The sequence below is a fragment of the Flectobacillus longus genome (genome assembly GCF_030056705.1).
Taxonomy (GTDB): Bacteria; Bacteroidota; Bacteroidia; order Cytophagales; family Spirosomataceae; genus Flectobacillus; species Flectobacillus longus.
In genome coordinates, this window is record NZ_JASHIC010000016.1 from 83,440 (window position 1) to 96,295 (window position 12,856).

Consider the following 12,856-nt stretch of genomic DNA (forward strand, 5'->3'; position numbering starts at 1 on the left):
TTTCAGAATAATACATCTTAAGACGCAAAGTATTGCGTCTCTACTGATGAAATCATTATTCACTCAACATTCTTGTACTGAAAACTTCTATTTAAGACTATTTTCTCATACTTCCGAAATCGACATTGCATTATTCTTCTCTGTTTACGGTATCAATTGAAAAGGCAGGAAGGCATACGCTCCAATATTCACAAGCCTCGTCGAAAGGATTGCTATATCTGACCCTACTCCCCTTTGTTATCAAGATACTTTGTCCTGCCGAAATCTCTATTACTTCGCCATCGACTTCAATCAGTTTTTTACCTTTACTGACTAAAGTCCATTCGTCGAAAGCGGGATTTTGGTGTGGCTCACTCCAACCAGAAGGAGCAATCATACGAGCAATACTAATATTTTCTTGTTGTGTGGCTACTCTTCCGAAATGTTCTTCGATGAGTTTGCCGTCTGTAGTAGGCACTACAAATGGCTTAGTTTGATGAATGTAACTCATATTACTATTTTGTAAAAACGTTTAACAAGATGTGAAATAAATCGTCTTTGACTTAGAAGGTATTGTTATAAAACACAAAACGCCCCTAAAAGAGGCGTTTTGCAAAGAATATGAATAGACGTTGTAAATTTTACAAGTTTTTCTTTTTCAATTCACTTACAGCAAAATCAGCAGCACGTGCTGTCAATGCCATATATGTCAACGATGGGTTTACGCAAGAAGCCGAAACCATTGCTGCTCCATCTGTAACGAATACGTTTTTCACAGCATGAACTTGATTGTGTTTATTCAATACTGAAGTTTTAGGATCACGACCCATACGAGCAGTACCCATTTCGTGAATACCCAAACCAATGTGAGTTGATTGGCTATTGTAAGTACTGATGTTTTTGAAACCAGCCGCTTCCAACATTTCAGCAGCGTCGTTCATCATATCTTCACGCATTTTCAATTCGTTTTGTCCAAATTCAGATTCGAATGAAAGTACTGGTAAGCCCCATTTATCTTTTTGGTCACTCAAAGTAAAGCGATTGCTTTCGTTTGGAAGGATTTCACCGAAACCACCAAAACCAATAGACCATGAACCTGGGTGAGTTAAATCTTCTTTGAAAGAAGCCCCAAAACCATCCATACCAACACCACGACCCCAACCTGCACGGCTAGCACCACCTTGGTAGCCAAATCCACGAAGATAATCACGCTTGTCTTTACCCCAGTTACGGAAACGTGGAATATACAAACCATTTGGACGGTTACCGAAGAAGTAATCTTCATTGAAACCTTCTACTGATGCACTTGCACCAACTCCTAAGTGGTGGTCCATGATGTTGCGACCTAATTGATCACTTTCGTTACCCATACCAGTAGGGAAACGATTAGATTTTGAGTTCATCAAAATTGAAGCAGAAGGAATAGCACCTGCGTTCAAGAAGATGATTTTTGCATAGTACTCAGTAACAGCCATTGTATTTTGGTCAATTACACGAACACCTTTTGCTTTTTGTGTTTTATCGTCAAAAATTACTTCAGATACAATGGCATTGTGTACCATTACCAAGCGTTTTGTACGAGCTGCTGCTGGCAAAGTAGCCGATAATGAGCTAAAGTAACCACCATAAGGACAACCACGCATACACTTGTTACGGTATTGGCAAGAACCACGACCAACAGCAGTGTGTTGTGGGCCTGGCTTAGTCAAGTGAGCAACACGACCTACAGTTACAGGGCGTCCTAACTTGCTTTTTACTGCATTTGTGAAATGAGTTTCAGGAGCAGTCATTTGCATAGCTGGCAAGAAGTGGCTATCTGGTAATACGTCCAAACCTTCTGCTTGACCCGAAATACCTGCAAATTTCTCTACATACGTGTACCAAGGAGCAAGGTCTTCATAACGAATAGGCCAGTCAACCCCAACACCTTCTTTTAAATTAGCTTCAAAATCTGCTTTGTTCCAACGGTAAGACTGACGTCCCCACAACAAAGATTTACCACCTGTGTGATAGGCACGAATCCAGTCGAAACCACCTTTTTTCTCGATATAAGGGTTTTGCTTATCGTTTTCGAACAAATAGCGGTGCTCTTCGTTGGCTGTATAACCAGTACGCATATTAGCCCAGTACTCTTCTGCAGCCATATTTGTTGGACGACCACGGTGCGCAAAATCCCAAGGATCTTTCATTGCCGTTTCGTAACCTTCGATATGCTTGATTTCACGACCACGCTCAAGTACTGCTACTCTCAAACCTTTTTCTGTTAATTCTTTGGCAGCCCAACCGCCCGAAATACCAGAACCAACAACGATTGCGTCGAAGGTTTGGTTTTTTACTGCATCTATATTAAGATTCATTTTATGTCTTCTATAAGTATTGAAAGAAATTAAATAAGTGGGTAAAATGAAATCTATTTTACCCGCATTAGGCTGTATGCTTTAAGTTAAATATTTAACAAGATTTTTACTCATAAAGTAATTATTTTGCTTCATACTTACAACTTCTTTCCTAAAGCCTAATAACGCTTCTTAGTAAGCAAAAGCTTTTTGACCCGGCTTCAATTTGATGTTCTCAAACTTACCAGGAATTGGCTCATACACGAAAGAAGCTTTCAAACCTTGCTCAGAAGTATAATAACCCGTCAAAGTAAGTTCTTTCATCAAACGCCAGAAAGGAACACCCAATGCAGCATCCATACTTTCTTTGTCTACGTTATCGCCAACTTTTACTTGCTTCACATTGTATTGTTTCATCAACTCTTTAGTATCTGATTCAAGTTGCTTCAATGTTGCAATTTGTTGGTCTTTTGATTGAGCTAAGAAGTTTTTCTTTTCTAAATCAGATACACCCGCCAAGAAGCTTTTGTGCTCTGGTGCTTTGTAACAATCATTCAACATCATTTCAATGAATGCTGGTACTCCTGCATCTTTTGCACCAGGAGTGGTAGTTCTTGGAATGATATGCTCGGCTACTTCTGCTACTATCTTACGCTGCGTATCATTGAGGCTAAACGACTCAAGCGCTATAGAAGTGTTTTTTGCTTCACCTGCTCTGCTCATTGCCAAAAGGGTTGGTGCCGAAAGCGTCCCTCCAATTAATAAGGCAACTTTTGAGAGTGCGTCTCTTCTGTTCATTTTAGATCGGGATTTTGATATAGTATTTATAAATTAGTTTTTGTTCTTTCAAAAATATTCAATGGAAAGTATTCTCTTAAACCTCATTGTATCTATATGACAAAATAAAGGTATTTTATTTTTCCATTCAACGCCAAAGACAAAACTTTATTTGAAAAGTTTTATTTTTTGCGAGTTTAAAGATAACCAATATTCGGCAATACTTTGCAAGGAATTGCCATGGAAATATCGTATTTCATCCCTTATGATGAGGTAAAATAGGGGTGATTTGTTTTTAGGAAAATACTTTTTACCATAGAAAAAGAAATAATGTGGTAAAAAGACCAAATAAAAATCCCCAAGGCTTGCTACAGCATTGGGGATTTTATGAAAAATATGGCTGTTGAATATCAACTATTGACCATTACTACAACCTATTTTACAAATTCTGCTTCTTCAATTCGTTTACAGCAAAATTAGCAGCACGAGCTGTTAATGCCATATAAGTCAACGATGGGTTTACACACGAAGCCGAAGTCATACAAGCTCCGTCCGTTACAAATACGTTTTTGATAGCGTGTAATTGGTTATTGCCATTTACTACCGAAGTTTTAGGGTCACGTCCCATTCTAGCTGTTCCCATTTCGTGGATAGCCATACCTAAATATGAACCTCTATCATAAGTTCTCACGTTTTTGACACCAGCAGTTTCTAGCATTTCTTTGGCGTCGTTCATCATATCGATACGCATTTTCTTCTCATTTTCTTTCAACTCTGCATCGAATACTACCACAGGAATACCCCATTTATCTTTCGTGTTTTTGTCGAGATACATACGGTTTTCATGATATGGAAGTGTTTCGCCAAAACCACTCAAGCCCATAGACCATGGTCCAATACCACTTGCTTGCTCTTTGAAATCTGTACCAAAACTTAGTTCAGATACATTACTTGCCCATGCTCCACGACCACGACCGCCACCGCCTTGATAGCCAAAGCCACGTAAATAATCACGTTTGTCGCTACCTATATTGCGATAACGAGGTACATAAATACCATTAGCACGACGACCATAGTAATATGTGTCTTCGTCGCCTTCCCATGTACCCGACGCACCTACACGGAAGTGGTGATCCATCAAATTATGACCTAATTCTCCAGAATCGTTACCCAAACCATTCTGGAAACGGTTAGACGTTGAGTTTAACATCAAAGCTGTAGTACCCAAAGCCGATGCACACAAGAATACAACTTTGGCGAAGTATTCGGTAGTTTGCATAGTTACAGAGTCAATAACTCTTACACCTGTTGCTTTCTTTTTATTTTCGTCATACAAAACCTCACTTACAATAGAATCAGGGCGAAGTGTCAAACGACCTGTTTTCATACAAGCTGGTAGCGTAGATGATTGCGTACTAAAATAAGCTCCATAAGGACAGCCCAACGAACATTTGTTGCGATACTGACAACCTGTACGACCAACACCCAACTGAGCCTGAGCAGCCTTAGATAAGTTGGCAACACGTCCGATAGTCATCACACGTCCTGGGTAGTTTTTTTCAATACGTTTTCTTACCTCTTTTTCCACACAATACATATCCATTGGCGGTAAGAACTCGCTATCTGGCAATTGAGGCAATCCAAGTTTTTCGCCTGAAATTCCTACAAATTTTTCTACATAAGAATACCATGGTGCTACATCTTTGTAGCGAATAGGCCAGTCTACAGCAATACCATCTTTGAGGTTTGCCTCAAAATCAAGGTCACTCAAACGATATGATTGGCGTCCCCACATGATAGATTTACCCCCTACGATATTAGGACGGTACCAGTCAAAACGTTTTTCTTCTTTATATAATGAATCCGCATCGTTGAACCAGTATTTTTCGGTCATTTCGTTGTACGGATAATCACGCATCAATTTTGGGTGAGTTTCTTTTTGCTCTACCGTTAGGCGACCATTGTATTTGGATTCCCAAGGGTCTTTCATGGCATTTTCGTAACCCGTAACGTGCTCTAAGTTTTTACCTTTTTCGAGCATCAATACGCGCAAGCCTTTTTCAGTAAGTTCTTTGGCAGCCCAGCCACCCGTAATACCCGAACCCACTACAATAGCATCGTAGGTATTGCCTTTTACGGCATCTATATTTAAGTAAGACATTGTTCTGATTAAGTTAAAATAGGGAATGATAAACCGTAATTTTTTACAAAGCCCAAGCTTTTTGTCCAGGTTTTAGAGGTACACAACCCTCAAAACGTCCAGGAATAGGCAAGTATTCTAAAGCTTTAGTAGCGCCAATTTCTGAAGTAAAGTAACCTGTTACAGTTAATTCTTTCATTTTCAAGAAAAATGGTTTGTTGTCTACCGTTGTTTGCTTTACCATTTCATTCTTTTGAGTTACATCCAAATCAACAAAGCCTTTTCCAAATTTGGTTTTGCTATCAGCATCCAGTTTGGATAATCCTTCATAAAATGCCTTTTGTTCCTCCTTGGTATAGCAATCTCTTACTACACGCACAATGAATTTCTCCACGCCAGCAGCTTTTGCGCCTGGGGTATTAGTGGTAGGAATAATAATGTCTGCTACCTCAGCCAAAAGGGATTCTTGGTCCAAAGTCACTTTGAGGCTTTCGCCAGTGTAGGTTTTTTCGCCCATAACACCAGCCATCACTGGAGCAGATATAACACCTCCTAAGAGGATTGCTACATGCTGGAGTGCATCTCTACGGTTCATAGTTTTACAGAATTAATGAATTGAATAGTTGAGTTTGATTTGTATATGCGAGCAATTCTCGCTCGAACTGCTCTTGGTCTTTGGTAAGTGCGTTGTTGGATAGTTTTGAGCCTAAACATGAGCACAAAAACTCTTGAAATACATCTATTTTTTCTCTAAAACAGACAATTTAATCGAATAGTCAAAGTTATTGAATTTCTTCTAGAAAAAGCTCCTTTCTTATAGGTTCAAAGTATCATTTCGATACTTTTTACTACTAATCCTGTCAAAAATTCGACATAATGACTGAAATATTAGCCCAATTAAAGAGTAGCTCGTAAATTTAATATACTCTTTCAACGCAATTTAATTGATAATCAAGCATGAAAAGAACTTTTATCCTCACACTTACAAGTCTATCATTGTTACTTTTAGGGCATAATACCCATGCTCAAAAGGTAACCAAACTCAGCGAAACCGATTTGATGCTTGCCAAAATGCAAGGAAAGATATATGGTTGGATGACCGAATGGCAAGTGCCAGGTTGCGCCATCAGTATCGTCAAAGATGGTAAGGTATTGTGGACAGCGGGTTTGGGACAAAAAAATACCACAACTAAACAGTTTGTTACTCCCCAGACCTTATTTCCTATCGCGTCTTGTAGTAAATCCTTTACTGCCGCAGCTATGGCAATTTTGGTAGATGAAGGCAAAGTGGATTGGAACAAACCCGTCAAATATTATTTACCTGACTTTGAGCTAAATGACACAGATGCAGAGCATATAGTTATGGTGAAAGATTTACTTTCGCATCGCACGGGTTTACCACGCCATGATTTTGTTTGGCTGTACAGTTCGCTCGACCGACAGACTATTTATAAAAGCCTCAAACATCTCAAACTTAGCAAAAAGCCTTACGAACAATATCAATACAACAATTTGATGTATATGGTAGCTGGCGTTTTGATAGAAAGAGTAAGTGGGATGACTTGGGAAAAATTTGTAGAAGAGCGCCTTCTCAAACCTCTCAAAATGAATCAAACGGTATTGACATATCCTGAATTATTCAAATCTATGGATTATTCAAAATCATATCGTAAACTAAATGACCAACTATCTGAAGCAGGATTTGGAAGTAACGTCGATGCAATAGGACCAGCAGGTGCTGTAAAATCAAATGCTGAGGATATGAGTCATTGGCTCTTGATGCAGTTACAACAAGGCAAATACGAGAACCAACAAATTGTTTCTAGTAAAAATTTAAAAGAAAATCATACTCCTTTAACTGTAGTATATCCAACAGAAGCTAAATACCCCGAATTGGGGTTTAGTACTTATGGCATGGGCTGGAATCAAAATGTTTATAGAGGAGCTCAACGCCTTCAACACAATGGCTCAATAGAAGGATATCGCTCTCAAATGACACTTTTTCCTAATAATAATATCAGCATATTTATTACAACCAATAGTAGTGCCGCCGACTACTACTTTGTTAATGTGGTTACAAACAGTATTGTAGATATGCTTTTTAGTCTTCCAGAAATAGATTGGCATCAACGAATGAAACAAGAAAAAGAAGATGCCACTTTTGCTGAGGAGAAACGTGCGAAAGAACAAAATGCCAATCGAGTACTCTTTGCTTCGATGTCACATAACCTCGATAGTTACACTGGAATTTACGAGCATCCTGCTTATGGAATCTTGCAAATTTACAAATCTGATAAAGGGCTTATGGCCAAATATCATAACCAAACAGTGGAGTTGTTGCACTTTCACTACGATTATTTTTTAGGAAAAGATATGCTCGATAATATACCTATTCAGTTTATGACCAACTTAAGAGGAACCATCGATCAAGTGCAAATTGATTTTCCAAATGCAGGAATTATCCAGTTTTTGAAGAAACAATAATTTAGCAAAAATAACAGCGAAATTTCGCTAAACGAATTTTAATCATTTTTTCTAATAAAAATATTATTTCAAAAGTGATAATCTAAACAGAATTTTATACTATAAATCAGAAAAAAACTGTTTTAATCCACTAAAAATGAATCAAAATCCCCAAAATTAAAATTGGCATAAGTATTTATTACTAAAATTTTATTTGGCATTTTCTTGCATTTAAAAAATATACCTCTGTATATTTGTAAAGTACTATTAAAAATGTCAGCGAAATTTCGCTAAATTTTATGAAAATTTCAGGATTTGTAAATATCATTCTCGTTCTCGTAATTCTCTGCTGTGAAGTGTGAGACGGGCTTTTATGCATATAATTAAAAAGACCTTTCTCACACCACGAGAAAGGTCTTTTTCTGTCCAGAAATATAGAACTTAAAATAAGTCAAAAAATAGAAGAATAATACAAACCCTCTGGCTCGTGTTTTCTATCCTGTCGGGCAGAGTCTAAAGCATCTTTTCAAGTTATGGAACTGAACAAATTCTCAAAAACACTGACTCAAGAAGTAACCAACCCTGCAGCCAAAGCCATGCTTTATGGAATTGGTCTTACTAGCGAAGATATGCAAAAAGCACAAATCGGTATTGCTAGTACAGGTTATGAAGGAAACACATGTAACATGCACCTCAATGGGCTTTCGGTACACGTGAAAAAAGGTGTCCAAGAGAATGGAATGGTAGGATTGATTTTCCATACAATTGGTGTATCTGATGGTATGACCAACGGTAACAATGGTATGTCTTACTCATTGCCATCACGTGATTTGATTGCTGATTCGATCGAAAACGTAGTAGGTGCACAATGGTACGATGGCGTGATTGCGGTAGTAGGTTGTGACAAAAACATGCCAGGAGCCATGATGGCTTTGGCTCGTTTGAACCGCCCGGGTATGTTGGTTTATGGCGGTACAATTCGTACGGGTGAGTATAAAGGACAAAAACTAGATATTGTTTCGGCATTCGAAGCATTGGGTAAAAAATTCGCAGGTAATATCTCTGACGAAGATTATGAAGGTGTTATTCGTAACGCTATTCCAGGTGCTGGTGCTTGTGGTGGTATGTACACTGCTAACACGATGGCATCTTCGATGGAAGCTATGGGATTAACGCTACCAAACTCGTCTTCATATCCAGCTACACACGAAGGCAAAAAAGCTGAGTGTTTGGCTATTGGTGCTGCGATGAAAAACTTATTAGAGCAAAATATTTGTCCAAGAGATATTATGACTCGCAAGGCTTTCGAAAACGCACTTACGATGGTAATGACAATGGGAGGCTCAACAAACGCTGTATTGCACTATTTGGCAATTGCGCGCGCCGCTGAAGTTGAATTTACGTTAAAAGATATTCAAGCTATTTCTGACCGTACTCCATTAATTGCCGACTTGAAACCTTCTGGTAAATATTATATGGAAGATATGCTTTCAATCGGTGGTGTACCTGCATTAATGAAATACTTGTTGAAAGAAGGCTATTTACATGGTGATTGTATGACTGTAACAGGCAAAACAATTGCTGAAAACTTAGCTGATGTTCCTGAATTGGATTTTGATTCACAAAAAATCATTTTACCATTAACAAGCCCAATCAAGCCAACTGGTCACTTACAAGTATTATATGGTAACTTGGCAACAGGTGGTGCTGTAGCAAAAATTACTGGTAAAGAAGGAGAACGCTTTGAGGGTATTGCCAAGGTTTGTGAGCGCGAAGAAGAAGTTATTGAATACTTATCAAAAGGCGAAATCAAAGAAGGACAAGTTGTAGTAATCCGTAACGAAGGTCCTAAGGGTGGCCCTGGTATGCCAGAAATGTTGAAACCAACATCGGCTATCATGGGAGCTGGCTTGGGTAATAAAGTTGCCATGATTACAGATGGTCGTTTTTCTGGAGGTACTCATGGTTTTGTAGTAGGTCACGTAACACCAGAAGCACAAGTTGGCGGTAATATTGCCTTGGTAAAAGATGGTGATAAAATTACAATTGATGCTGCAAATAATATCATTCACTTACACGTATCTGACGAAGAATTGGCTGAACGTCGTAAAGACTGGAAACCTCTTGAATCGCCATTCAAACAAGGCGTATTACGCAAATACGTAAAAAACGTTGCCTCAGCAAGTGAAGGCTGTGTAACGGACTTATAGTTAACATTATTTTTAGTATCAATATCAGTAATTACTGGTATTGATACTAAAAATCAATCTAATCACAGATTAAAGAATATTTTATTACGATAACACAACAAACTTAAATCGAGAGAAAACTAATTATTATTTCTTATATAATAGCAAGCTTTATACCTCTTAATATTACACCAAGAAAATAATTAGTTCGATATCTTGTAATTAACCACATAATAACACTTATGCTTTTTAATTCTACTTTGAAAACGTACACCTATATAAGCCTAGCAGTTTTTATAGGACTATTAACTTATGTTTATATCAATGTTCCAAATATACCTACAGCCGATGAGTGGGAACTCTCATATTTTGTAGAAAAGATATATAATAAAAGTTTTGTTATATCTGATTTGATGGTACCGCATAATGAATGCAGAATGCCATACCCTCATATCATACATTTGATCATTCTTTTTATTACTAGATGGCATTCGTTTTCGTTGATTGCGTTTAATCTAACATTACTACTTGTTTTTTATTTTACATTAAGAAAGTACACTTTTGAGTCGTTAAATCCTAAAAGGATAAACGCATTTGGTGTAAGTTTTATATTGATATTACTAGTGATTTTTTCGCTTAAACAATATGAAAATATTGTTTTAAGCTTTGACCTAAATTATTATCTATCAGTAATTGCTGGTTTATGGTCATTTATTAGCTTGAAAAAAATCTCATGGAAAAGTATCACTGTAAGTATGATATGGGCACATATTTCACTGTACTCATACGCTTCAGGATTTACAATTTGGCCGTTTTTAATACTGCTAATCTGGATTGTTAGCGAAGAAGGCAATAAAGCTAAAGTAATATATTCGTTAGTAGTAGCTACAGTATTTGTCTGCAACATTGCTCTGTATTTTTACAATTATCATCCATTGGCTAATGCAGAAGCAGAAAAATCAACTAATCCTGTAGAATTGATACCATACGCTTTGACATTTTTGTCTAATAATTTTGTCACGACTGGCAGTACAGCTATCAAGTTAACAATTGTCCAATTGATATTTATTGTTTCAGCTATTTGGATTTTGTTCAAAACAGACAAAGTAAAAGCGTTACAATTGAGCCCTATATTTGCTTATGGCTTTTGGGCAATATCAATTGGATTTATGGTTGCACATGGCAGAGCTTCTTTAGGTATAATGCATGCGCTATCTCCACGATACTGTACATTAAGTTTTCCGTTTGCTATATGTTCCATTATATCTTTGATTATACATATTGAGTATATAGGATATTGGATAAAAATAAAAGTTATCAATCGTTATGTTACTCTTCAAACCTACATTCTCGTAGCGATTTTTGGAGTTCAGCAAGTAAGGTATCTCAAAGCAGCCAATCTTAGAAATAACAACTTGGCTGAAGCTGTAAAACACATAAAAGCATCGGATTTTGATGCTCCAATTGTGAAAGAGATGCTCTATAATAGGTCAGATATACTCAAAATAAAAGTGGACATGATGAAAAAGCATCATTTAAGTCTATATCGATAGCCTAGTTAATTTTTCATAATTATCTATACATATTGACTAAAACAGATGTCATATTATCATAGATACTTACATCAGCATCTTTAAAATAGCTCACTTTAAATTTTATGCCCCTGTTCAATAGAGAATTAGAGCAAACATCAATAATTAGATTATGGCGTTTTTTGTTCATCTTAACACCTCCCGTACTCTATTATACATGGGTTTATATTTGGGGGATTAATTGTCCACAATTAGATGACTTTGCTGTTTTGTGTACAATGGTCGATTTAGAAAAAGCACAAACGCTAAATGATCAATTAAGTTTATGGTTTACTCCGCACAATGAACACCGAATTGTATTTACGCGACTAATCTTTTGGTTGGTGGGTTCAACAAACAACGGAGCTGTTGATATATATAAAGTATTATTTATAGGTAATCTTACATTGGTAGGTATTGCTAGTATTTTTTATCGAGCACTTTGTCAAATACAACAATCATGGCTTTATGCACTAGCAATTAGTTGTATGTTGTTTCAGATGCAGTTTTTTGAAAATACCTTTTTTGGTATGGCTGCTGTGCAAAACCTAGGTATATATTTTTGGTTAGGTTTAAGCTTTTGGAAACTAACACAAGTTGCTCAGCAACCAAGGCAATTAATATGGGCTTTAGTTTGGGCCATTTTTGCCACCTTTACTTCAGGTAATGGTTTGGTTGTATTTCCGGCGGGAGTATTTATTTTATGGTTTTTAAATACAAAAAAATGGATGATTCTCTGGATTGGATTCGGGGTTATTATCACAGTTTTGTATTTACATAATTTACCTCATCAAAGCCATTCCTTCAATTATTCACAATTACTGAAAAGCGCACTGGGATATTTAGGAAGCTTTATTGGAGCAAGTACGAATACGCTATTACCCATTTTTGTAGGGTTCTTGATACTAGTAATTGGAATCTTATTAAATCTCAATTTAGTCTTTGCTCAGCAAATACCATTGAAAGTACATTCGAAGCAAGTACAATTATTTTTGTTAGCATTTTTTATTGCGCTCTTGGCTACAAGTTGTATGGTAGGTCTAAATAGAGATATTGCATCAGCTATTTCAACACCACGATACAAAATAGGTTCGGCAATTACAGTATGTTTGATTATCCTCATGATAGCAAATATTCAGATGAACCCAAAATTCAGCTTTTTAATTGGATTAGGGGCTGCGACAATCTTTAGTTTTTTTTGCTTCATGACTTATTACAAAATGACTCCAATTATAAAAGCTAATAGAGTTATTTATCAAAGTAACCTTGAAGCATTCAAACTCAAAACTAAAGGTAAAGCCCACGCTCCTATTGTTTTTGAACAAGAATGGTTAAAAATCTGGAAAGCAGAAAAATGGACTTTTCCTGATTCTAGAAATTAGACAAAACCACAAAACATAG

At 36.9% G+C, this 12,856-nt stretch carries 9 protein-coding genes; 4 read left to right on the forward strand and 5 right to left on the reverse strand.

What is annotated here, in order from left to right:
* Positions 1–130: 130 nt before the first annotated feature.
* The 5 genes from QM491_RS13285 to QM491_RS13305 form a co-directional block, all read right to left on the reverse strand.
* Positions 131–490, reverse strand: a complete 360-nt coding sequence (locus QM491_RS13285) for a cupin domain-containing protein (protein WP_166549892.1) — start codon at positions 488–490, stop codon at positions 131–133.
* 130 nt (positions 491–620) lie between these two features.
* Complete coding sequence (locus QM491_RS13290) at positions 621–2,336, reverse strand: GMC oxidoreductase (protein ID WP_283327975.1); 1,716 nt, start codon at positions 2,334–2,336, stop codon at positions 621–623.
* 171 nt (positions 2,337–2,507) lie between these two features.
* Entirely contained in the window at positions 2,508–3,113 is a 606-nt protein-coding gene (locus QM491_RS13295) for a gluconate 2-dehydrogenase subunit 3 family protein (RefSeq protein ID WP_283327976.1), read from the reverse strand.
* Between the two features lie 418 nt (positions 3,114–3,531).
* Positions 3,532–5,253 (reverse strand): GMC oxidoreductase, encoded by a 1,722-nt coding sequence (locus tag QM491_RS13300; protein ID WP_283327977.1) that lies wholly within the window; start codon positions 5,251–5,253, stop codon positions 3,532–3,534.
* Positions 5,254–5,296: 43 nt separating this feature from the next.
* Complete coding sequence (locus QM491_RS13305; protein WP_166549896.1) at positions 5,297–5,827, reverse strand: gluconate 2-dehydrogenase subunit 3 family protein; 531 nt, start codon at positions 5,825–5,827, stop codon at positions 5,297–5,299.
* Between the two features lie 362 nt (positions 5,828–6,189).
* Here QM491_RS13305 and QM491_RS13310 point away from each other — a divergent pair, with 362 nt between their 5' ends.
* The 4 genes from QM491_RS13310 (at position 6,190) to QM491_RS13325 (ending at position 12,837) form a co-directional block, all read left to right on the forward strand.
* A complete protein-coding gene (locus tag QM491_RS13310) occupies positions 6,190–7,716 on the forward strand; it encodes a serine hydrolase (RefSeq protein ID WP_283327978.1) in 1,527 nt (508 codons plus the stop codon).
* 512 nt (positions 7,717–8,228) lie between these two features.
* Positions 8,229–9,905, forward strand: coding sequence for a dihydroxy-acid dehydratase (gene ilvD / locus QM491_RS13315; RefSeq protein ID WP_283327979.1), 1,677 nt, complete (start codon positions 8,229–8,231; stop codon positions 9,903–9,905).
* Between the two features lie 221 nt (positions 9,906–10,126).
* The gene (locus QM491_RS13320; RefSeq protein ID WP_283327980.1) at positions 10,127–11,437 is read left to right on the forward strand and encodes a hypothetical protein; all 1,311 of its coding nucleotides are present in this window, start codon (positions 10,127–10,129) and stop codon (positions 11,435–11,437) included.
* A 161-nt stretch (positions 11,438–11,598) separates the two neighbouring features.
* Complete coding sequence (locus tag QM491_RS13325; RefSeq protein WP_283327981.1) at positions 11,599–12,837, forward strand: hypothetical protein; 1,239 nt, start codon at positions 11,599–11,601, stop codon at positions 12,835–12,837.
* The last annotated feature ends 19 nt before the right edge of the window (positions 12,838–12,856 follow it).